Annotated in this window: 19 protein-coding genes; 3 read left to right on the top strand and 16 right to left on the bottom strand. The window is 38.3% G+C overall.

What is annotated here, in order from left to right; genetic code table 11:
* Positions 1-71 precede the first annotated feature (71 nt).
* From pepN to CXF85_RS09055, 8 genes are all read right to left on the bottom strand, one after another.
* Positions 72-2,690 (bottom strand): aminopeptidase N, encoded by a 2,619-nt coding sequence (pepN, locus tag CXF85_RS09090; protein ID WP_101228220.1) that lies wholly within the window; start codon positions 2,688-2,690, stop codon positions 72-74.
* Positions 2,691-2,718: 28 nt separating this feature from the next.
* On the bottom strand, positions 2,719-4,197 hold the full coding sequence (gene nhaC / locus CXF85_RS09085) for a Na+/H+ antiporter NhaC (RefSeq protein WP_101228219.1): 1,479 nt from the start codon (positions 4,195-4,197) through the stop codon (positions 2,719-2,721).
* Positions 4,198-4,468: 271 nt separating this feature from the next.
* Positions 4,469-6,520 carry a carboxy terminal-processing peptidase gene (gene prc, locus CXF85_RS09080; protein ID WP_101228218.1) on the bottom strand — a complete coding sequence of 684 codons (2,052 nt, stop codon included), beginning with the start codon at positions 6,518-6,520 and terminating at the stop codon, positions 4,469-4,471.
* An 88-nt stretch (positions 6,521-6,608) separates the two neighbouring features.
* Positions 6,609-7,271, bottom strand: a complete 663-nt coding sequence (gene proQ / locus CXF85_RS09075) for an RNA chaperone ProQ (protein ID WP_101228217.1) — start codon at positions 7,269-7,271, stop codon at positions 6,609-6,611.
* 113 nt (positions 7,272-7,384) lie between these two features.
* Positions 7,385-7,672 carry a hypothetical protein gene (locus tag CXF85_RS09070; RefSeq protein ID WP_101228216.1) on the bottom strand — a complete coding sequence of 96 codons (288 nt, stop codon included), beginning with the start codon at positions 7,670-7,672 and terminating at the stop codon, positions 7,385-7,387.
* Between the two features lie 58 nt (positions 7,673-7,730).
* Positions 7,731-8,195: a GAF domain-containing protein gene (locus CXF85_RS09065; RefSeq protein ID WP_101228215.1), complete on the bottom strand. Its 465-nt coding sequence runs from the start codon at positions 8,193-8,195 to the stop codon at positions 7,731-7,733.
* A 117-nt stretch (positions 8,196-8,312) separates the two neighbouring features.
* The gene (locus CXF85_RS09060; RefSeq protein WP_101228214.1) at positions 8,313-9,167 is read right to left on the bottom strand and encodes an SIMPL domain-containing protein; all 855 of its coding nucleotides are present in this window, start codon (positions 9,165-9,167) and stop codon (positions 8,313-8,315) included.
* A gap of 51 nt (positions 9,168-9,218) precedes the next feature.
* Positions 9,219-9,896 (bottom strand): YccT family protein, encoded by a 678-nt coding sequence (locus CXF85_RS09055; RefSeq protein WP_101228213.1) that lies wholly within the window; start codon positions 9,894-9,896, stop codon positions 9,219-9,221.
* A 157-nt stretch (positions 9,897-10,053) separates the two neighbouring features.
* Between CXF85_RS09055 and CXF85_RS09050 the strand changes: the two genes are divergently transcribed.
* The 3 genes from CXF85_RS09050 (at position 10,054) to CXF85_RS09040 (ending at position 14,859) form a co-directional block, all read left to right on the top strand.
* Positions 10,054-10,644, top strand: coding sequence for an RNA polymerase sigma factor (locus tag CXF85_RS09050; RefSeq protein ID WP_101228212.1), 591 nt, complete (start codon positions 10,054-10,056; stop codon positions 10,642-10,644).
* Positions 10,641-11,765, top strand: a complete 1,125-nt coding sequence (locus CXF85_RS09045; protein ID WP_101228211.1) for a FecR family protein — start codon at positions 10,641-10,643, stop codon at positions 11,763-11,765. Before CXF85_RS09050 ends, CXF85_RS09045 begins: the two co-directional genes overlap by 4 nt.
* Positions 11,766-12,012: 247 nt before the next feature.
* Positions 12,013-14,859, top strand: coding sequence for a TonB-dependent receptor (locus CXF85_RS09040; RefSeq protein ID WP_101228225.1), 2,847 nt, complete (start codon positions 12,013-12,015; stop codon positions 14,857-14,859).
* A 372-nt stretch (positions 14,860-15,231) separates the two neighbouring features.
* On the opposite strand, the gene prpF is transcribed toward CXF85_RS09040, so the two are convergent.
* From prpF to gloA2, 8 genes are all read right to left on the bottom strand, one after another.
* Entirely contained in the window at positions 15,232-16,425 is a 1,194-nt protein-coding gene (gene prpF / locus CXF85_RS09035) for a 2-methylaconitate cis-trans isomerase PrpF (protein ID WP_101228210.1), read from the bottom strand.
* A gap of 188 nt (positions 16,426-16,613) precedes the next feature.
* Positions 16,614-19,232 carry a Fe/S-dependent 2-methylisocitrate dehydratase AcnD gene (gene acnD / locus CXF85_RS09030; protein ID WP_101228209.1) on the bottom strand — a complete coding sequence of 873 codons (2,619 nt, stop codon included), beginning with the start codon at positions 19,230-19,232 and terminating at the stop codon, positions 16,614-16,616.
* 307 nt (positions 19,233-19,539) lie between these two features.
* Positions 19,540-20,691, bottom strand: a complete 1,152-nt coding sequence (prpC, locus tag CXF85_RS09025) for a bifunctional 2-methylcitrate synthase/citrate synthase (protein ID WP_101228208.1) — start codon at positions 20,689-20,691, stop codon at positions 19,540-19,542.
* A gap of 103 nt (positions 20,692-20,794) precedes the next feature.
* Positions 20,795-21,700, bottom strand: coding sequence for a methylisocitrate lyase (prpB, locus tag CXF85_RS09020; RefSeq protein ID WP_101228207.1), 906 nt, complete (start codon positions 21,698-21,700; stop codon positions 20,795-20,797).
* A 1-nt stretch (position 21,701) separates the two neighbouring features.
* Positions 21,702-22,406 (bottom strand): GntR family transcriptional regulator, encoded by a 705-nt coding sequence (locus tag CXF85_RS09015; protein WP_101228206.1) that lies wholly within the window; start codon positions 22,404-22,406, stop codon positions 21,702-21,704.
* Between the two features lie 327 nt (positions 22,407-22,733).
* A complete protein-coding gene (locus tag CXF85_RS09010; RefSeq protein ID WP_101228205.1) occupies positions 22,734-23,390 on the bottom strand; it encodes a glutathione S-transferase family protein in 657 nt (218 codons plus the stop codon).
* A gap of 78 nt (positions 23,391-23,468) precedes the next feature.
* A complete protein-coding gene (locus CXF85_RS09005; protein WP_101228204.1) occupies positions 23,469-24,008 on the bottom strand; it encodes a DUF924 family protein in 540 nt (179 codons plus the stop codon).
* Between the two features lie 77 nt (positions 24,009-24,085).
* Complete coding sequence (gloA2, locus tag CXF85_RS09000) at positions 24,086-24,472, bottom strand: SMU1112c/YaeR family gloxylase I-like metalloprotein (RefSeq protein ID WP_101228203.1); 387 nt, start codon at positions 24,470-24,472, stop codon at positions 24,086-24,088.
* Positions 24,473-24,533 lie beyond the last annotated feature (61 nt).

The raw sequence follows: 24,533 nt of genomic DNA, 5'->3' as shown, positions 1-24,533 counted from the left end.
CGTTATAAGTAACGTGCTTTTTAAAATAAAAGCACGTTACTATAAAGTGATATAGCTAGTAAATAGTTAGATTAGTCACTTAGCGCAGCATCAAGTTTTTCTTTCAAATCATTTGATAAGCTAGGTAGCGCCTGTAATTTCACTAATTCAGCCTTCATTAACCTTTGATGTGAAGCAGAAAAACTTTTGTATTGAATTAATGGGGTAATAAGTCTTGAAGCCACTTGTGGGTTAATTTCATTTAATTTAGCAATTTGTTCAGCTAGAAATTGATAACCTCGCCCAGTCTGACAATGAAGGTACTTAGGGTTATTCATTGCAAAAGCACCAATTAAAGAGCGAGCCCTATTAGGATTTTTTAAACTAAACTGCGGATGCTCTAATAAGTTAGCGAGTTGAGAAAAGATATCTTCACTGACCACGCTCGCATTAAGGGCAAACCATTTATCCATAACTAAAGTCGTTTGCTGCCACTTTTGTTCAAAGTGTTTTAACTGTTCATTTAAATCAGCTAAATTATTTTTTGCGCTGCAGGTTAATGCCGCCAAACTATCCGTCATGTTTTCTTGAGATATATCAACATTGTTAGTTGCATGCTGATATTGCTCTGTTACCAAATACTGACATTCAGGTAAAAGGCTTAAGTATGCTAAACAAACATTTTTTAGTGCTCTATTAGATACGGAATTTTCTGGTAAATCTTTTTTCTGACAAGCTTGGTAACTAACAAGTAATTGTTGTTGAGCACCTTTAGCAATAAAAGTAGCAAGCGCAGTTATAGCCTGACTTAATGCAATTGGATCAATATCTACCATCAAACTCGCGGCTTCATCAAAACTAGGCAATGATAATTGCTCAGCGATAAAAGCACGATCGCCACCACTATTGAGCATCTCATTTATAGTGTTAACCAATATTTCAGGGATAACATAACTTGCGTCAAAGGTTAACTGTTGAATATAAGACATTAATAATTTCTGACCGGCATCCCAGCGACAAAAACTATTTTTAGCTTTTTTCATAATGGTCAGTAAACTTGCATCATCTTGGTCAAAAACGAGTTTAACCGGGGCACTAAAATCAGCAAGCATTGCTAAAGTCGGCTTGTTGGTAAAACCGCTGAACTGCCAACTTTGCTCAGTTTGAGTTAATTCTAACAGCTCACTTTGGGTAGCTTTGTCATTACTAACACTGATTAATTCAATTTTAATCGGGATATGTAGTGCTTGTGGGTCTGATTGGTTTTTAGTTACAGGTGATTGCTGTAATAAGGTTAAGGTATAAACCTTGGCTTGTGAATCAAAGGTTTCTTGTACTTTAATTACCGGAGTGCCCGATTGGCTATACCATAACTTGAATTGAGATAAATCTTTCTCACTCGCATCACTCATCGCATTAATGAAGTCATCGCAAGTAACTGCCATGCCATCAAAACGAGCGAAGTATAAGTCCATGCCTTTTCTAAATTTATCTACACCAATTAAGGTATGCAACATACGAATAACTTCTGAGCCCTTTTCATAAACAGTTAGGGTGTAAAAGTTATTCATTTCCAGTACTTTTTCAGGACGTATAGGATGCGCCATTGGGCCGGCATCTTCAGCAAACTGTTGTGAACGTAATACACGCACATTTTGAATACGCGTCACGGCACTTGAATGCATTTGAGCGCTAAATTGCTGATCGCGAAAAACAGTTAAGCCTTCTTTCAAACTAAGTTGGAACCAATCGCGACAAGTGACACGGTTTCCTGTCCAGTTATGAAAGTATTCATGCGCAATCACAGCTTCAATATTAAAATAATCACTATCTGTTGCACATTGGCTATCTGCCAATACATATTTAGAATTAAAAACGTTTAAGCCTTTGTTTTCCATTGCGCCCATATTGAAAAAATCTACCGCGACAATCATGTAGATATCTAGGTCATATTCTAGGCCAAAAGTTTCTTCATCCCACGCCATTGATTTTTGTAATGACACCATGGCATGTTCAGCTTTGACCAAATTACCTTTATCAACAAATATCTCAAGTGCGACTTCACGCCCAGAAGCCGTTGTGAACTTATCTTCAAGCAAGTCAAAATCACCTGCAACTAAAGCAAACAAATAACAAGGTTTTGGAAACGGGTCGTGCCAGGTAACAAAGTGCTGATTATTTGCTAATTCACCGCTCGCCACTTTATTACCATTAGACAATAAATAAGGATATAAACTTTTATCTGCAACCACTTTAGTGGTAAAAGTTGCCATGACATCTGGTCTATCAAGATAATAGCTAATTCGGCGAAAACCTTCCGCTTCGCATTGAGTACAAAAAGCATCACCTGATTTAAATAGGCCTTCTAAAGCTGTATTTTCTTGTGGATTAATCTCGGTAGTAATCGTCAGAGTAAAGTTACTTCTATCAGGTAAGCTACTTGCCGGAATAGTTAATAACGTATCATTGAGTTGATATTGATCCTGACTCAATGCTTGGTTATCAAGTACTAAGGAAACTAATGTTAAATGCTCACCGTTGAGTTGTAAGGCCTCTTTAGTATCGCCCTGTCGTTCTATGGTTAATTCACTAACAACTTGGCTACAAGAATCATCTAAATGAATAGTTAAATTAACTGTCTTAATAGTAAAGTCAGCTGCGCTGTAGTCCGCTAAAAATCGTGGAGCTGTTTCTGATAAAGTCGTTGACATAATAGAGCCTTACTTGAAAAAATTAAAATTAAACTGTCGCTTTTGGAGATGTTTCTACCGAGGTATTTTTAGTCAATTTTTTGATATTAAAACCAATAAAACCATAAATAACAGCAAGAATTGGGTTAATCCAGTTAAAGAAACAATAAAACATATAATCAAGTGGACTAACTAATAGCACGCCTGACATATAAACAGCACAGGTGTTCCAAGGGATCAATGGTGACGTGATAGTTCCTGAATCTTCTAATGTACGGCTCAGTACTAATGGATCTAAACCTCTTCGCGCGTATTCTTCTTTATACATACGACCTGGCATTACAATGGCCATATATTGATCCGCAGTAAGTAAATTAGTACCAATACAAGTAGCCACTGTGCTGGCAATTAAACTGCCTGTTGATTTAGCTGAAGCTAAAATAACATCAACGAATTTTTTCAACATACCTAAATGCTCTAAGACCGCGCCAAAACTTAATGCACACATGATAAGCCAAACAGTATTAAGCATAGAGGACATACCACCGCCACTAAGTAATGAATTAAGCTGGCTGTTACCTGTTTCAATCACTACGCCATCATAAAAAGCTGTCCAGATCACTTTAACATTCGCTGTAATTACATCTGTCTCGCCGCCTAAACGTACGATTAACTCTTGTTGGAAAAAAAATGCCCAAATACCACCAATTAAAGCACCAATGGCAACCGCTGGGAAAGCTGGTACCTTTTTAATGGCTAGTATTAATAAAACCAATAACGGTACCAAGTTAAAGATTGAAATATTAAATTGCTCAGCTAACTGCAAGCTTAACAAATCAATACTGTCATTATTTACGGTAATAGTTTCATTCAGTCCAATAATGATGAAGAGTACTAGTGCAGTAATAATTGAAGGTGCTGTAGTCCAAAACATATAACGAATATGAGCAAAAAGTTCACTTCCTGCAATCGCAGGCGCTAAATTTGTTGTTTCTGAAAGAGGCGAAATTTTATCACCAAAATAAGCACCTGAAATAACGGCACCTGCGGTCACAGCTGGAGACAAATCTAGTCCTTGAGCTATGCCAATTAAAGCAACACCAATAGTAGCGGCAGTAGTCCATGAACTACCTATACTCATTGAAACAATGGCACACATTACACAAGCCGCAGCATAAAACCATGAAGGATTTAATAACTGTAAACCATAATAAATCATCGTTGGTACAGTACCCGATAATAACCAGGTACCAATAAGTGAACCAACAGCCAATAAGATTAAAACAGCACCGAGTGAAAGAGAAATGCCATTGACAATAGCTTTTTCAATAGACTGCCAGTTATGACCATTTTTTACACCAACAACAATAGCAACGCCCATTGCGATAAGCAGTGCTATTTGATTCGGACCATAAGATGAGTTATCGCCAAAATAAAATACCGCTAAGGTAAGTAAGCAGATTAACGTGATAACGGGAATGCTTGCATCGAGCATACTTGGTTTTTTTGGGAGGTTTAACTCAGACATAAAGGTTTAGCCTATATTATAGTTATTGTATTTTTTGTCTCTTATACAAATTCCAGTAAGTTATTATTCGCTTGCACTGGTTAAAACACTCCAAGACGGCGTTTCTCAATCCCAATAGCCAACTATTGTTTAATCGAGCGACTGCCTTGATTTATTTCACCTACGCACAAGAAGAACACAAACTTAGTGAAAGTGGTATGACTCTTCGTTTTCTATCAAAGTAGATAAGTAAAAGCCGCCTCTATGGGCGGCTTTTATATACTGATATTGATTATTTTTTAGCAATTTTATCTAAAGAGATAAAATCAAAGGTGATACGAGCTGCCTCATCTAAAAACGGGTCTAAATCATCAAGCTCATCGGTTATATCATCTAAATCGATTACTTTCGCTTTACCTAAAAGGGCAAGTTGCTCATTTACACGAACTAAACGTTTAGTTTTACGTTCTTCACGTTCAGATTTACGTGTTGCAAGATTTAATGAAATTGTTTTATCATCTTTTTCTGCTTGGTAAATACTAATATCTTCAAGCAAATAATTAAACTCAGGATTAGTTTTAATACGTTGCTGATAAAGTGAACTTAAATACACAATATCTTTATCAAGTTCATTTAGAGGCGTGTATTTAGCCTGTTCAATTCGATCCCAAGGTAATGCGTTTTCTTCTTTACTTTCGCCCCAATCTTCTGGATTTACCGCTGTTGGGAAAGAGATATCAGGTAAAACACCTCTATGTTGTGTGCTGCCGCCATTAATACGATAAAATTTAGCAATAGTGTATTGAATACTACCTAGCGGCTTTTCATACAAGTCGTATACACGGCCTAAACCACGATGTTGCTGTACCGTACCTTTACCAAAAGTATGTTCTCCGATAATAACACCACGGCCATAATCTTGTATAGCTGCTGAGAAAATTTCAGAAGCTGAAGCGCTATAACGGTCAACCATTACCGTTAGTGGACCATCAAAAAAGCTAATACCATCGCGATCACTATTTACTTGAATACGATTTGCACCATCTCTAATTTGAACAACAGGGCCTTTATCTATGAACAAACCAGTTAATAACGTTGCTTCACTTAATGAACCACCTCCATTACCACGTAAGTCGACGATAATGCCTTTAACTTGCTGCTCTTTTAACTTGGCAATTTCTTTTTTTACATCTTTAGACAAATTATTATAAAAACTTGGAATTGTGATAACGCCCAATTTTTTACTATCCGCATCGTCTGGATTAGCTAAATAAACTTCAGACTTTGCTGCTCTGTCTTCTAATTTAATAATATCGCGAACAATGGAAACAACTTTAACATTGGCTTCATCATCACTATCACCAGATAATACTTGTAAACGTACCGTAGTACCTTTAGAACCTTTGATTAGTTCGACAACATCGTCTAAACGCCAGCCAATAACATCTTCAAAGTCCTTTTCACCTTGGGCAACACCAACAATGCGGTCTTTTGATTTAAGTTGTTTTGACTTATCTGCCGGGCCACCCGTAACAATACGGTGAATAACAGTATAATCTTCAATTGAACGTAACTCAGCGCCTATTCCTTCAAGAGACAAATTCATGTCAACTTGAAAACGTTCTGCATTTCGTGGCGATAGATATGACGTATGTGGTTCAACAACACGGGCAAAACTATTCATGACTAGCTGAAAAGCATCTTCACTTTCACTCTGCTTTAATCGCTTAATCGCATAGTTATAACGCTTAGTTAATACTTCTTTGATTTTAGGCCATTCTTTTTTGGTTAAAGTCAGATTTAAAACATCTGACTTAACCTTTAAACGCCATAATTCATCAAGTTCAACTTCACTCGCAGGCCAAGGTGCTTCTTCACGATCAAAAGAATAAACTTCTTCCTTGGTGAAGTCGAAAGGGTTTTTATCACCTTTAACATCCAACAAGCTAAGTGCAAACTCATAACGCTCTAGTCGTCTTTGTAAATTTAAATTGAAGATATCATAAGCAACATCTAACTTGCCACGTGTCAATACTGAGTCAAACTCTAGACGTTGTTTTTGGAAGTTATCAATGTCCTTTGCTAAAAAAACAGTTCGAGAATAATCGAGTTGTTTAATAAAGCGGTCAAATACTTCACCTGACAAGGCATCGTCAATAGCTACTTTCTTGTAATGTGCACGGGTAAATCGTGCCGTAATGCGCTTGCTTGCTGTAGCATGCTGAGTTTCAGGCATGAGTACAGGGAGTTCTTCTGGAGTATGTGGTTTTTCAAACGCAATAGCACTGACTGACAAACCTAACGATAAAGATACGGCGAGAGCGATACGACAAAATTTTTGCATGCATTAACTTCCTATTCAATTTCTATGTGACCTAACAGTGTTGTTAGGCCCAGTCGCCAAACCAAATAATGGCGACTTTTTTACTTGTTTATAAGTAAATATTTTGTAACTGAGTCTTAATAATCATGCCAGAGTCAAGTTGCACACTGATATCTTTACCCGATATTTCAGTGATAGTCGCTTTCATTGGCGAATTACCTAGCTGAACTCTAACGTTACTACCTACTTTTATTGTAGCTGATTCAACAGGTTTCAATGGTTCTACTTCTTTTTTTACAATTTTCTTCGCTGTAGACTTCACTGCTTTAAACTTAGCTGACTCACGTTTTTTATCCGCAGGCTTAGGAGTAGCTGCTTCTGTAGAGCTTTGCTTACCTTTATAAGGCTTTTTGCTATCGCTGTCTGTCGCTTTTTTGTTACCAAATTTTTCTTGGCTCTCTTTAAGCGTTTTGCTTGCGTAAGCTGCTTGCTCTTCATCAATTTGTGCAACGTCCTTGCCATCAACGTCTACACGAGAAGTGCCAACCTTGATAACTTTTAGGTAGCGCCAACTGCTCGTATAATGTCTTAATGCTTGACGTAAACGAGTTTTACTAACCGTTTCATCATCATTAAGCTTTTCCGCTAAGTCTTGGAATATACCAATTTTAAGCGGTTTAACAGGACCTTTAATTGAAAAACACTCTGGGAATTTTTCAGTTAAATAAGCAATAATATCTTTCGTACTTGTACGTTTAATTTCAGTTTCCATGACTACACTTTTTTTTACAATTTAAATTAAATTAAGCTAACTTCACTTTTCAGCAAGAATCACTCTAACAAGAGTTCCCCTAGCAAGAAAATAGCGCCAATGTTTATCTTTCTTTATTCTTCTGGTTGGAGATGTTGCTCGGGGTTATCGAGTACATGCTTACACCAATCATATATATCATCTGTTCCGATATCAGCAATCTCTTCTTGACCTATCCAGGTATCCCAAATAAGAGCCAATAACTGCTCTAAAACTTCTGTTTCAATATCTTCTGACGCTAAGTCGTACATGGTATGATAAATTTCATTCATGTTCTCAGCAACGTCTTCTTCCTGGCCATCCCAGTCACCCACAATCTCTTGGGTAACTAAATAGTCATGAATCACTACAAATTCTTTCATTAAACCTTCACTTTCCTATATCACTATTTATTATAACCGATGACGCTTTGCCAGCATATTAAACCGTTACATTCTGCTCGAACGCTTCAACTATCGCCATAATGCCTTGTTCGTCTTGCTTATCAAAGCGTTCAAACGCTGTACTATCAATATCTAGAACAGCAACCACCTTTCCTGCAATAGTGATAGGAATAACCAGTTCTGAATTACTACTTGCATCACAAGCGATATGTCCATCAAATTGATGCACATCAGCTATTCGTTGAACTTTACCTGTAGAGGCACATGTTCCGCAAACACCTTTTCCTAATGGGATTCGAATACAAGCAACTTTGCCCTGAAAAGGGCCGAGTACTAGCTCGTTATCCACAACACGATAAAATCCTACCCAATTAACTTCAGCTAAACGCTCAAACAGTAAAGCACTAACATTTGCCATGTTAGCAATAATATCAGATTCATTGTTTATTAGCGCTTTTGTTTGCCCTAATATTTCATGATAAAATTCAGCTTGGTTACTCATTAATAAATACCATTATAGAAAGCACTAATTAAAAAGCGCTAACATACCTAAAAACACACAATAATTAAAGCTTTTCTCGATCAATTGGCTAAGTATTGCGAGTTATCCGTCCATTAATCAATCTTTAAGGCTAAATTTAACCGAAATGCGGGCAGTAATGGTTTGGCTACCGCTTAAGGATGAATGTGCTCTTGGACTAGCATCACTCATCATTGCTTCTGCATACATAGGTCGATATTGATTACTTGAAAGCTCTTTAATCAACATTATCTTACCTAGGTTACGTCCCGCTTGTTTACTCATGCGTTGTGCTTTTTGTTTTGCATGAGTTATCGCTTTTAATAACGCTTGTTGATAATACTCATCACGTCCAGCAACACTCATAGACAACGAGGAGATGTGACTGACATTTATTTTAATAATTTGGGCTAAAAAGCTATCGTACTCAGCTATATTATTAAAATTTACCATTATTTGACGGCTTAATTCAAACAATGGTTTTTTTCGTTCAATAACGTTAGTTGATTGCTGGTTGATACTTTGACCATCAATATACACACTTCCCTGCCTAGCTCTATTAAGTTCAACACCTTGTACTTGAATGGAAGGTTTCTCTTCAACGATACGTAAATTAACGCGCGCAGATGAGATATTACCTTCTTCGACGTTAAGACTTTTAGCTGAGTTGATGACTGAATTACTTTTTTTATCCACTAAGGCTTTTAGTTTACTGGGCACTCTACCACGCTCAGTAATCGTTAGGGTTAACGAAAACCGATCAGGTATAACAACTACACTGCCCTGACCTGACACCTCAATGCCCACGTCCTCAAAGGAAAAGGCTGCAATAGGAAACAGCGCACAAAGCAATAATGTAACGCAAGTCATGTTCCGTTTTAATTTTAATACTGGTTTTAGTGCTGGTATCAATAAAACTTTTTTATCAGAACGAGTAAAAAATAACGAATTCATATAGGTCCTTAAATTAAGGTATTTAGTATTTATGTATTGGAGAGTCATACCCTACTTTTGTTCCTTCTTTTTGTTGATAAAATTGAGAAAGCTTTCTTTTTCATTTTCACTTGCTTTTTGCCACCAGTATTTGAGCATAGGAACCGTGTCAACGTTATTGATAACTTGAGCACTAAAAGCTTGGTCCTTTTTTGTCTCGTTAGTTATTTTATCATTGCTTTGAGATATAACGGCGGGTGCGGACAACGTTGTTACCACTTTAGTTACCTGTTTGGCTAATTCATAATCACTTAACGTTTCTAAGTTCAGCACCACTTCTTGCTTACCTTCATCCGACAAGTTTAATTCAGGTGATTTTATAAAACGCTCGGCTGCAGCTAAGTCGTTAATATGACTTGTGCTTAACAATAGTTTTTGCTGATTTTCAATACTAAATTTAACAACAAAGTAATCAGATTTAACTAACCGCTCTTCGCCAAATTCTACATCTTCAAAAACATCTTTATATTTAAGGACTAAAACATGCCTACCTTGAGATAACTGGAACACCTGACTTTTTGACAAGAAACCTTGTTCAACGGACTTTTCATCAATATCACGTATGACCAGATTATCAGTAATGGTTAACTGAGCGGCGCTAGCATTAAAAGTAACAAAACTGCATAGGAATATGCTGGCACCGATATATTTTACCAGTGAGTTGTTAAAAAAAGTTGATTGGGTGGTCATTATAGACAAACTTAAATCCTTTAAAACAGTGATTAGTAATAGCTCTTTATAAACTGCCTAGCAATATAATTAAAGTAAAAAATGCGATTAAGGTTAGACATTTACTTAAGCCCATGCGTATTATCTCTGCAAATTAAAATGTATTGAGCAAACATGGATGACAAGAAACTCGACATTAACAAACCTTTTTCTGAGCACTAAAAAAAACATGGGCCGTTTGATTAGTCATATCGTAAAACCTGACGATATTGACGATATTGTTCAAGAAACCTTCGTTAAAACTTACGAGGCTGATTTAAAGCAAGAAATTAAATATGTACGCAGCTATATGCTCAAAACTGCAAAAAATCTTGCGCTAAATCATGTTGCTCGGTGGGACAATAAATATAATGATTCTTTAGAGGATTTCATTCAGCCACCTGTTCAATTAACTAGCATAAAAGTCGAAGATGATTATGAAAGTAAAGAGCAGTTTTTATTTTTTTGTCGTGCAACCGATCAACTCTCGGGTTCTGTACGTAAATGTTTTATACTAAAAAAAGTTTATGGCTTAAGCCAAAAAGAAATCGCTAGTTATTTAAGTTTAAGTGAAAGCACCGTTGAAAAACATATAGCACAGGGCTTGCTAAAAAGTGCCATGTATATAAAACGAATGAACCAAGACCAATGTACTACAAGTTCAAAACAAGAGCAGCAAGTGCATAGTGACCAAATAAGAAAAAAGTCCGGAAATAGAGAACAAGCATGAGTAATGTCAGCCAGCTATTTGGTAACGATAATAAGCAACAAGATAACGATAATGTCCAAGATGATAATATCCAAGAACTCGCTTGTCTTTGGATCAGTCGCATGGACAGAGGTTTAACTACAGCTGAAAAACAGCAATTGGTTACATGGTGTGAACAAAGTTCTCATCATCACAGCACTCTACTTGAAATGGCTTCTTATTGGGATGATTTAAGTGTACTGAATGAATTAAGTGATTTATTTCCATTAGCGCAAGCAAAAATACAAAGTAAACGAAATATATTTTCAGCGATAGCACTGGCTGCAAGTTTTGCTATTGTTTCACTCATCGGCGCTAATACATTACTTAATGAGTCTTTTTTACCTTATCTACCTTCGTTTAATGAACAAACGTTAACCCAAACTCAGACTTTAAAAACTCAAGTCGGTGAACAAACAAGCTTTACCTTACAAGACGGGTCACAGATTCAACTAAATACCAACAGCCTTATAGAAGTTGAATTCAGCCCCAAACATCGGCTACTTACTTTAGTTCATGGCGAAGCCCGGTTTGATGTTGCTAAAGATAAAAATCGTCCTTTCACGGTAACCGCTGGCGAAAAATCATTTACTGCATTGGGTACTATTTTCAATGTTCAGAAAAATGACAGCCTAGCAATGGAATTGGTTGTAACGGAAGGTAAAGTATTAATCACCAAAGCAAGCATGCCGGTAACTGACATTAAAGATACGTTAACGCAGGCTCGAACTACCTTTAAGTCTGATACTTTAGAGGCAACTTTAGTTGTTTCTGGTGAAAAAGCGGTAATAGCCGGGAATTCCCCCTCAATTAATACTACGCCAGTAGAGAAAGTATCATTAGATCAAATTCACCGTGACCTTGCATGGCAACAAGGCATGCTTATTTTTGAAGGTGAGCCTCTATCCATTGCACTCGCTGAAATTAGTCGCTACACCACCAGTCACTTTGAGATTGTTGATAGTGAACTAGCTGAAATAAATGTTGCCGGTTATTTTAAAGCTGGTGATATCGACGGTTTACTGACTTCGTTACAAAGTAATTTCGGCATCAATTTCAACAAAAAAACTGATGGTACTATTTTACTTACCTCGGCGAACTAACCCGTTATTTTATCAATAGTTTTTCTTTATTTAAGCCCGTACCTATACCTTTATTTATTCGACAAATAGCCAGTATTTATTACTGGCTATTTAATTACAGATGAAACAAAATAATAAAAATTAAAAATAAAATAGAGGATTTCCCCTGCTTAGCTGTTTATTAATATTGCACAGTTGGCGAAAGCAATTTCGTCTGAGTCAAATCTTGGTTAGTCATGATTTGTTAGCAACGTTCACCCTAGTGGTGATGCTATTAACAACAAACCATGCCAATGCTGAAGATTTTATTCGCTTTGATATTAATAAACAACGAGCTGATAAAGCCTTAATTGCATTTGCCCAAAAGGCCAATCAAACGATTATATTTTCATTTGATTTGACCAAGCAACATCAAGCAAATGCATTAAAAGGTTATTATCCTGTTAACTCTGGCCTACAAAAACTACTAAATGGTTCGGGTCTAATCGCTGTTATTAATATCTCTGGTCAACTGAGCATTCAAGTTGATTCACATAATAAGAGAGATATAACAATGAAACATAAAAGCATGAACGCCGCGCTAATCCCACTTTTACTCGGGGCAGCCAGTCAAACAGCATTAGCTCAAGAAGCAGCTCAAGTACAAGAAAGTGAAGTAGAAAAAATAGCAATTATTGGTAGCCGCGTTGCTGGTCGCTCTGCTGAAGATTTACCTGTGCCGGTAGATATTTTATCAGCTGAAGCATTAGCCAATACTGGCCAAACAGAAGTGGGTCGTATGCTTCAAGCTATCGCGCCATCATTTAACTTCTCTAGTTCATCTATTAGTGATGGTAGCGATGCTTTACGTCCAGCAACACTAAGAGGCCTAGGACCAGATCAAACATTAGTATTGATTAATGGTCGACGTCGACACCAAGCCAGTTTAATTCATATCAACACATCAGTTGGTCGAGGTACCGCGGGTACTGATATGAATGCTATCCCGGCAGCATCGATTAAACGCATCGAAGTATTGCGAGATGGTGCAGCAGCACAATATGGCTCAGACGCTATTGCAGGTGTCATTAATATTGTGCTTAATGATGCCAGTGAAGGTGGTAAAGTCGCACTATCTTATGGTGAGTATTCAGAAGGTGACGGTGAAACGACCAATGTAGACATTACTAAGGGGTTTAGCTTAGGAGATAATGGTTACTTAAACACTACCTTAAATTTTAGAGACCGTGGATATACTAATCGCGCTGGTTTACATGGCTCATGTCAATTCTCAGGATGTACTGAGTTAACTAATGGTAATTTATTAGTAGGCGATGCTCGAGAAGCGACCGCTAGCCGATCAACCTTTAGAATTGGTGATGCTGATTCAAGCCAATTTGGCTTAACCATTAATACCGGCTATGAATTAGGCGATGGTGAATTGTACGGTTTCCTTACTTATTCAAATCGAGATAATGAGTCTGCTGCATTTTTCCGTCATAACAATAACAATGGTGGTAATGCTCCCCTACAAGATGGAGATGCAACTATCCCTGCCGGATTTTTACCAAAAATAAATACCGACATACAAGATATTTCTTATAACTTTGGTTACCAAACACAATTTTCAGATGGCTCGTCATTAGATTTTTCTTATACCTATGGCCAAAACAATATTGATTATGTCACCAGTGATACTATTAACTCCTCTTATGCTAACTCATTACGTTATAGCTCGGGCTTAACTGCTGATGAAATTAGAGCCTCGATTCCACGCCAAGCTGCCGCTTACGGGTTAGAACTGTCGTTGCAAACATTAAACCTTGATTATACGCAAGACTATGATTTGTTTTCATTAGCCATGGGCGCTGAGATACGAACAGATCAGTTTATAGTCACTGCGGGTGATGAATATTCTTATCGTGACTATGATACCGACGCACAAGGCAATAGCTTATACGCCGATGACCGTTCTGCAGGCTCTCAAGGTTTTGGTGGTACAGCACCTATGCAAGCGGTAGATGAAAGCCGTGATGTTATCTCCTTTTATGTTGATGCTGAAACTGAAGTGACTGAAGACCTAATTGTTAGCGGCGCGGTTCGTTATGATGATTACCAAGGTTTTGGTGATAGTACTAATTTCAAGCTAGCCGCTAATTGGTCAATCACTGAAGCTATCGCCATTCGTGGTGCTATGAGTACAGGTTTCCGTGCTCCATCAATGCAACAACTATACACGGATAACATTAGTACTCAGTTCCAAAATGATCCGAACAACCCTGGTGGCGATCAAATTGCTGTGCAAGTTGGTACCTTCCGCAATGATTCAAACCTAGCGAAAGCAATAGGTATTCCTGAATTAAAAGAAGAAGAAGCAACTAACTTTAGTTTAGGTACCGTGATTAATGTCACAGATAACATTAACTTAACTATCGATTGGTATTCAATAGATATTGAAGATCGTATCGTATTAAGTAACTCACTAGAGAAGGGTTTGTCTCCTGCTTTAGATGCAGCATTAATCGCCTCAGGCGCCGGTGCTGGTCAGTTCTTCCTGAATGGTGCAGATACTGAAACCACAGGTATTGATATCATTGCTACATGGAATACAGAGCTATTAGGTGGTGACTTTAACTTAACTGCTGCAGCCAACTTTACTGAGACAGACGTTGTAAGTATTTATACACCGACAGGTAGTGCACTGGGTGGTGTTGATCCTAGCGATGTTTTCTCTGAGCAAGCGATTTCAATTATTGAAGAGTGGCAACCACAAGACCGTATCAGCTTGAGTGGTTTTTATACTCTAGGCGATTTGAGTATTAATTTAGCCTTTAACCGTTATGGTGAATATACCGTTACTGATGGTGGCCGACAAACCTACGGCGCTGAAGTATTGACAGATTTACGTATCAACTATCAAGTTACTGAGAATTTATCATTTAACGTCGGTGGCAATAACTTGTTTGATGTTTACCCGGATGAAAATACCATAGGTAATTCACGTTCAGGAACAATAGAAGATGCTAATGGTAACGTTGTAGTAAGCAGCCCTGGTGTGTTTACTTATTCACGTCGCTCAGCACCTTTTGGATTTAATGGTGCATTCTACTACGCTGGCGCTGAATTTAAGTTCTAAGCGAATAGGATAATATAAAAGTAAAGTAATAAAAAAGCGCAGAGTAATCTGCGCTTTTCGTGTTTTGATAGCTTATACCAATTTGATTAAATTTCTTCCCTACTCAGAGCTTCATTGATGAGCTTAGAATAAACAAAATTTGTTAAACATAGTTATTCTATATTTCATTAATTTTGTGATGTTATCAGTTTAGCAATGAGCTCCCAAGGGCGAGTTTAAAAGGCTTTTATGCAGCGTTATTGATTTTGACAAGGGAATAACCATTCTCTTCAATCAATGCCTTGCCTCTAAGCCTTTTAATTCTCGCTGAGTGGGAAAGAACTTAATCAATTTGGTATTAGTTATCAAACTGTTATCTATTTAATTTTATTGTTATTCAGAGAGTTCTGGTACCCTCACCCAACCTTCCATTAAGACTCGAGCACTTCGGCTCATACTTACTTTTTTCACTGTCCAATTATCACTAATACATTCAGCTTGTGCACCAACCTTTAACGTACCTGATGGGTGACCAAAAGTTACCGCGCTCCGTTCTCCTGAGCCCGCGGCTAAATTTACCAGTGTGCCAGGAATAGCCGCAGCAGTGCCAATAGCTACCGCAGCAGTTCCCATCATCGCATGGTGCAACTTACCCATTGACAGTGCACGTACGTGTAAATCGATTTCTCCAGCAATAACATTTTTTCCACTAGATGTTATGTAATCTTGTGCTGGTGCAACAAAAGCAACTTTTGGAGTATGTTGGCGAGATTCAGCTTCAGAAATATCAGTAATCAAGCCCATTTTAACTGCGCCATAAGCACGAATGGTTTCAAACCGTGCTAATGCTTTTTCATCGCCATTAATAACTTCTTGTAGCTCAGTTCCTGTATAGCCTATATCATCTGCATTTAAGAAAATGGTTGGAATACCTGCCATGATCATGGTCGCTTTAAAAGTGCCAATATCAGGTACAACAAGGTCATCAACCAAATTACCTGTAGGGAACATTGCCTCAGATGGGTCTACGGGTGCAACAAAATCAACTTGCACTTCAGCCGCAGGAAAAGTCACGCCATCAAGTTCAAAATCACCGGTTTCTTGTACTTCACCGTTGGTCATAGGCACATGAGCAATAATTGTCTTACTGATGTTTTTCTGCCAAATTCGCACTTCACAAAGTCCATTTTCAGGTATTCTATCTGCACTGACTAAACCTGAACTAATGGCAAAAGAGCCCACCGCAGCCGTTAAGTTACCGCAATTACCCGACCAATCAACAAACGCTTTATCAATGGCCACTTGACCAAATAAATAATCAACATCATGATCGATTTGTGCTGACTTTGCTAATATAACCGTTTTACTGGTTGATGACGTTGCCCCGCCCATACCATCAGTTTGTTTGCCGTAAGGATCTGGGCTACCAATGACGCGTAATAACAAATTATCACGGGCACTGCCCGCTTGCTGACAACTTTCAGGCAAATCGGTTAAATTAAAAAATACACCTTTAGAGGTACCGCCACGCATATAAGTAGCTGGTACTTTAATTTGAGGTTTATGACTTTGAGGAATTTGAGACATCACATTATCCTTTTATTTTTTCTATAAAAAAGCAGCAAATTAGTGCTCTAAGTTGCTGCTTTCAATTATATAATTACACTCGAGCTTGATGATTAAACGAATTATTTTTATATGAGAGCAAGGCGGTCGCGCGGAATGTGTGCCTACACATGAGCACGTCCAACGAAGCTATCATCAAAAATAAACGTTTAGGCATTAGACTCCAAGAAATCAGTGGCAAATTTCTGTAGGACACCACCGCCATCGTAAACGGTGACTTCTTCCGCAGTATCTAAACGACACTTCACTGGAATTTCAATTACTTCACCGTTTGCGCGTGTCATCACAACAGTCATAGCTGCGCCTGGTGATGTAGTACCCACTACATCATAAGTTTCGCTACCATCAATATTGTAAGTATGGCGTGTTTCGCTATTAGTAAATTCAAGCGGTAAAACGCCCATACCAACTAGGTTAGTTCGGTGAATACGTTCAAAACCTTGTGAAACAATCACTTCTACACCCGCTAAACGCACACCTTTTGCAGCCCAATCACGTGATGAACCTTGACCGTAATCTGCACCAGCGATGATGATTAATGGCTGTTTACGTTCCATGTAAGTTTCGATAGCTTCCCACATGCGAGACTCAGTCCCTTCAGGTTCGATACGTGCTAATGAACCTTGTTTAACTTCGCCATTTTCATCACGACACATTTCATTAAACAATTTCGGGTTAGCGAATGTTGCTCGTTGCGTAGTTTCATGATCGCCACGATGCGTTGCGTATGAATTAAAATCTTCTACGGGTAAACCCATTTTTTCAAGGTAAGCACCTGAAGCACTATTTAGCTGAATCGCATTTGATGGTGATAAATGGTCGGTTGTGATGTTGTCACCTAACACAGCTAACGGACGCATGCCCTTCATGGTACGAACACCTGCCAAAGCACCTTCCCAATAGGGAGGTCGACGGATATAAGTACTCTTAGGATCCCAATCGTATAACGGGCTTTCAGCAGGCTCAAACGCACCTAAATCAAACATTGGCGTGTAAATTTTCTTGAATTGCTCAGGCTTAACACATGAAGCAACGATTGCATCTATTTCTTCATCTGATGGCCAAATATCTTTCAAGGTAATGTCGTTGCCCTGTTGATCTTGACCTAAACTATCTCGTTCAATATCAAAACGCATAGTACCGGCAATAGCATACGCAACAACTAATGGCGGTGACGCTAAGAAGGCTTGTTTTGCGTGTGGATGAATACGACCATCAAAGTTACGGTTACCTGATAATACTGCTGTTGAGTATAAATCACGGTCAATAATCTCTTGCTGTATTTTAGGATCTAACGCACCCGACATACCGTTACACGTTGTACACGCATAACCGACGATACCAAAGCCTAATTTTTCCATTTCAGATAAAAGGCCTGCTTCTTCTAAATAAAGTTTGGCTACTTTTGAACCCGGTGCAAATGACGATTTAACCCAAGGTTTACGTACTAAACCTAATTCGTTAGCGCGTTTAGCCACCAAACCTGCAGCAACAACGTTACGTGGGTTAGATGTGTTCGTACAAGAGGTAATAGCGGCAATAATTACTGCGCCATCTGGCATTAAGCCATTAGCCTCATCTTCTTTACAAGCAGCTAAATTTTTAGCAATATCTTTAGATACTAAATCAGCTGTTGCTAAACGACGATGCGGATTAGAAGGTCCGGCTAAGTTACGACCCACCGTTGATAAATCAAATTCGATAACACGTGGATATTGTGCTTCAACCAAATCATCTGCCCAAAGGCCGGTGTGTTTCGCATACGTTTCAACTAATTTAACTTGCTCGGGTTCACGACCAGTAATTTTCAAGTAATCAATGGTTTGTTCATCAATGTAGAACATACCTGCAGACGCACCATATTCTGGTGTCATGTTTGATATAGTGGCTCGATCACCAATGGTTAAACCTTTAGTGCCTTCACCGAAGAACTCTAAATAAGCCGATACAACTTTTTGATTACGTAAGAACTCTGTGATCGCTAAGACCATATCGGTAGCAGTAATACCCGGTTGGCGTTTACCGGTTAACTTAACACCAATAATATCAGGTAAGCGCATCATCGATGGACGACCCAGCATAACAGTTTCAGCTTCTAAACCACCGACACCAATAGCAATAACACCTAATGCATCAATATGCGGTGTATGACTGTCAGTACCAACACAGGTATCAGGGAAAGCAACACCATCACGCGCTTGAATAACCGGCGACATTTTCTCTAAATTGATTTGATGCATGATGCCGTTACCAGCAGGGATAACATCAACGTTTTTAAATGCTGTTTTAGTCCATTCAATGAAATGAAAACGTTGTTCATTACGACGGTCTTCAATGGCACGGTTTTTATCAAAGGCCTCAGGATCAAATCCCGGTGCTTCAACAGCTAATGAATGATCGACAATAAGCTGTGTAGGCACAACTGGGTTTACTTTTGATGGATCGCCACCTTGTTCAGCAATAGCGTCACGAAGACCCGCTAAATCAACTAAGGCGGTTTGACCCAAAATATCATGACAAACCACACGAGCTGGATACCAAGGAAAATCAAGTTCTTGCTTAACCTCAATAATTTGTTTTAACGAATCGGTAAGGGTCTCAGGATCACATTTACGTACTAATTGCTCAGCAAGTACGCGTGAAGTGTAAGGTAATTTAGCGTAAGCGCCTGGTTTGATGGTTTCGATCGCTTCACGCGTATCAAAAAAATCTATCGTCGCGCCCTTCTCTTTATAGCCAGGTAACGGTTTTCGGTATTGGTAATTCATAAGTTAATCCAGGAAACATTTCTAATAAACAATAACTAAAAATAAAGACATTAATTCAACACAGAAAAAATACCTTTATATAAATCGAATCAAGACGACGGAAGTTGCTTAGAGTTCAAGGCGGACGATACGACGCATAGTTTACTATGCGAGTTGATCTCCAACGACGAAACCAGAGCAAATACCTTTATGTAAATCGAATCTAGACGACGGAAGTTGCTTTGATTTCAAGGCGGACGATACGACGCATAGTTTACTATGCGAGTTGAGTTCCAACGACGAAATCAGAGCAAATACCAAGTCTCGCCTACCTCTCAGAGATAAGAGAAACCTTACGTGGCTCGCTGCCGGTGTAGTCTGCACTCGGTCTGATTATGCGGTTGTTCGAGCGCTGCTCCATTACATGGGCTGCCCAACCGGTTAAACGTGAACAGACAAAGATAGGTGTGAACAATTTAGTTGGAATACCCATATAGTTATAAGTAGACGCATGGAAAAAATCAGCATTACAGAATAACTTCTTGGTATCCCACATGAACTCTTCACATGCTACTGAAATGTCATATAACGACGTATTGCCATTCTCAGCCGCTAATTTCTCAGACCATGCTTTGATGACGGTATTACGAGGATCTGACGTGCGGTAAATTGCATGACCAAAACCCATTATTTTTTCTTTACGCGCTAACATGCCAGCCATTTGTTCTTTCGCATCTGCAGGTGACGAGAACTTTTCAATCATGTCCATTGCTGCTTCATTAGCACCACCATGAAGTGGACCACGTAACGTACCAATAGCACCGGTGATACAAGAGAACATATCTGACAAGGTTGATGCACAAACACGAGCAGTAAAGGTTGATGCATTAAACTCATGTTCTGCGTACAAGATTAATGAAACATCCATTACACGCTTATGTTGCTCAGAAGGCTCTTCTTGGTTTAATAAACGTAAGAAGTGTCCACCTAATGAATCTTCATCAGTCATACAGTCAATTTCAACACCTTCATGTGAATACTTATACCAATAACACATAATTGCAGGGAAAGCGGCTAACAAACGGTTTGCGGCTTGGTTTTGCTCTGAGAAGTCATTTTCAGGTTCAATATTTCCTAAAACAGAACAACCCGTACGCATGACATCCATAGGGTGAGTATCTTTAGGGATAAGCTTTAATACCGCTTTTACCGCTGCAGGTAAGTCACGCATTGATTTTAATGCTGACTTATATGAATCTAATTGCGCTTGGTTTGGTAATTCACCGTTAAAAAGCAGGTATGCTACTTCTTCAAACGTTGAATTTTCAGCAAGATCTGCAACATCATAACCACAATAAGTTAAACCTGAACCTGACTTTCCTACGGTACACAGGGCTGTTTCACCTGCACTTTGTCCACGTAACCCTGCTGTATTTGCTGGTTTGCTAGCGACACTTTTCTCTGCTGTTGTTTCGGTCATTATGCTTTCCTCATTTAATAATATGTATAACAATTTTTTATATTTATTTTACTGACCGATTGGTTTTTATATTCACTCTATTGGTCAGTAAAATAGCGGGTTATTACTTATTCTTACCTTCAGAGAAAAGCCCATCTAACTTTTGCTCATAGTCGTGGTAACCAAGATAGTCATATAAATCCATGCGCGTTTGCATGTTATCTATTTCCGCTTTTTGGTCGCCATCATTTAATAGGGTTTTATAAACAGACTCAGCCGCTTTATTCATCGCACGAAATGCTGATAAAGGGTAAAGCACCATTGCACAGCCCCACTCACCTAATTGCTCTTTATTCCAAAGCTCTGTTTGTCCAAATTCAGTAATGTTCGCTAATACAGGAACATCTAATGCTTGAGTAAATGCACGGTAATGTTCTTCAGTTTTTACCGCTTCTGCAAAAATACCGTCAGCGCCCGCTGCAACATAAGCTTTGGCACGTTCAAGAGCTGCTTCGATACCTTCTTGAGCAAAAGCATCAGTTCGTGCCATGATGAAAAAATCAGGGTCAATACGTGCATCTACAGCAGCTTTGATACGGTCAACCATTTCTTCTGTTGATACAATTTCTTTATTCGGGCGGTGTCCACAAGGTTTTTGTGCGACTTGATCTTCCAAATGAACTGCTGCTGCACCGGCTTTTTCCATATCACGAATGGTTTTGGCAATATTAAACGCCCCACCCCAACCGGTATCAATATCTACCAGTAAAGGTAAACTTGAAGCGCCAGTAATTCTTTGTACGTCAGCAATAACATCATTAAGTGATGTCATACCTAAATCGGGTAAACCGTAAGAGGCATTAGCAACCCCACCACCTGATAAATAAATAGCTTGGTGGCCAAGTTGTTCAGCCATCATGGCGCAATAAGCGTTTATGGTACCCACTACTTGCAAAGGTTTATTATTTTCTAGGGCCAATCGAAATTTTTTACCCGGTGAAAGTCTTTTTGCTGATTCATTTACTGACATCTTAGATCTCCTCAGAATGTTGAGCTGCTTTTTGCAACGCTATTTTATTTTCAATATTTTTTCGTGATGCCGCAATATGGCGGCGCATTAATAACTCGGCTAATTCTCCATCTCGATCGCTGATCGCTTGGATAATGTTTGAGTGTTCGGTAAAAGCACGCGTAGCTCTTGGACTATGCATACCAAACTGACAACGATACATGCGTACTAAATGATATAACTGACCACAAATAAGGTTGATCAATTGTTGATTATGACTACCCAGGATTACCTTGTAGTGAAAATCAACGTCACCTTCTTCCTGATAATAAGCCACGCCATCTTGCAATGCTTTATCACCGGCATGTTGAGCTAACATACTTTGCATGTGCCCGATTTCTTCATCAGTCATATTTAATGCAGCTTGTCGACACGCCATACCTTCGAGTGCTTCTCGAGTAATGTATAACTCAAGTAATCCTTCAATGGTGCAATCAACTACGCGTGAGCCAATATTGGCTTTGCGTTCTATCAAATGACATTTTTCAAGACGGTTTAACGCTTCACGTAAAGTCGAGCGGCTTATTTCATAACGTTTGGCAAGTTCAGGCTCACTGATTTTGCTACCCGCAGCCATCTCACCTTCAACAATGGCATGTTGAAGTTGCTCAAAGACCTTATCAGCCGTGGTAACTGCCGCTTGTTTTGTTGGGTTTTGTAAAAGCATAATGTCTCGTTTAAATCTAAATATGTACGTTAAGTGTACTTATAGAACGAAGTGATATTGTCGACAAAGATAATAATATAAATCAATAATATCTGATTTTTCGAATAACTCAAGTAGACTTAAGTATTATTGTCGACAATTAATCTTTTGATGTTGCGTTTAGTGTAAACTTTTATGACCGAGTAAGTTTGAGCATACAGAAGTGAGCATTAAACAATAAAGCTCATAAAATGATTGGTGTTTGATCAAGCACTTCCCCAACTAGATATAGCCATGCTAGTAAGAGAAGAGATCAATTTTTTAGTTATATTTTATCCTTACAGAATACTATTCTTGATAATCAGCAAGACTTAACTTTTCTTTTTCACACACAGTGATTATTGCTGGTTGTTTTACTAAACGTTTTAAATAACGGGTTAAATGAGGAAAACTCAAAGGTGGATTTTCTATTTCATCTGCCCATATCAGCAACATAAATAAAAAATAATCGCAGGCAGTGATTTTGTTACCAAGTAAGTAAGCTTGTCCTGATTGTTCATTTTTTTCTATTTGATCATTTAATAATGACAGTGATTGTTCAATAAGAACTTGTTGTGCATTAATAATCTCTGTTGAAGTATCAGCACTGTGACAATGTTTTTCTGGATAAAAATAGACCATTAACTCAGCTTGTAACGTATTAGTTAGATACATCATCCATTGATAAAACAAGGGCCTATTCACATCTCCTACGGATGGAATTAATTGCATACTTGGGTGCATATCAGCAAGGTGAAGACAAATTGCTGCGCTTTCAAACAGAACAAACTCCCCTTTAACTAAAGTCGGTATCCTACCAGCAGGATTTAGTGCTAAATACTCTGCCGCCTTTTGCCCTTGGTTTTCTTTATCAACTTTAATTAAACGGTAATCAACTTGAAGTGCTTCAAGTATCATATGAGGGGCCATGCTTGCATTCAGTGGATAATAGTATAATTGGTACAAAATAAGTCCTATTAACAGGTTAAGTTAAACTAAATAAAACAAAGTAAGTAAGTAAATGAATATTCGATAATTTAAATATTAGAAAGAAGAATTAGGCTGACTTAAAAATGCAACTTCTTCCGCAGTTGATTCACGGCTTAAGATAAGGTTACGGTGTGGATAACGACCAAAGCGTTCAATAATCTCTTGATGTTTGAGTTCAAAATCAAGGTTGTTAGCTATGCCATTAGCTTTATAAAGTATTACCGCTTGTTCGTGGATGACTAATGATTCACTGTGCATAAAAGGCATATACAAAAAGCTTTTCTCGATTGGGCTAAGTTTTTTATCTTCGCCCAATGCAATAGCCTCTTGTGCTAGTGCTAAAGCGATACCATCATAAGCGAATGCTTGTGGGGTATCTCGATACATATTCCGAGAAAATTGATCCAATACAATGATTTCGGCCAATCGGCCTGAGGCTGTTTCACGCCAATGCACTAATTCACATTGTCTTGCTGCTTCATGTACTTGTAGAAATTTATTGGTAATATCATTATCAAACGAAGTATCTTTAATCCACCAACGAGCAGGTTCTATGTCTGTAAACCAAAAATCGATAATTTCTTGAAATGTCATTTTGTTTCCCTTTTCTATTTTATCCCTACGATAAATTCAACGTATAAATAAATATTATTCATACGTGTTTTTTTGTATTAGCTTTGTTGATATAACTCTAAAGGTAAACCATCTGGATCACTAAAGAAGGTAAACTGTTTACCGGTATACTCATCGACTCTAATTGGTTCAACGTCAACACCAAGGTCTACCAAGTATTGGCAAACCTTCTCTACGCTTTCAACATTAAAAGCTAAATGCCTAAGCCCTTGAGCTTCTGGAAAACTAGGCCTTTCAGGGGAAGCGACAAAAGAAAACAGCTCAATTTGAGTGCCATCAGGTAGCGCTAAATCTAATTTAAATGAATCACGCGCTGCTCTATAATTTTCAGCGATAACTTTTAAACCCAAAATCCGGGTATAAAAGTCTTTGGACCTATTATAATCGGAGCAAATAATTGCCACATGATGAATGCCTTTTAACACGTTCTTTCCTTATTATACCAAGTACATTAATTAATTGACCACTTAGCGAGAATTAAACGGC

It is taken from the genome of Colwellia sp. 75C3 (genome assembly GCF_002836255.1).
Taxonomy (GTDB): Bacteria; Pseudomonadota; Gammaproteobacteria; order Enterobacterales; family Alteromonadaceae; genus Colwellia.
Note: the sequence above shows the minus strand (reverse complement) of the source record. Positions and strands in the feature narration are given on the sequence as shown.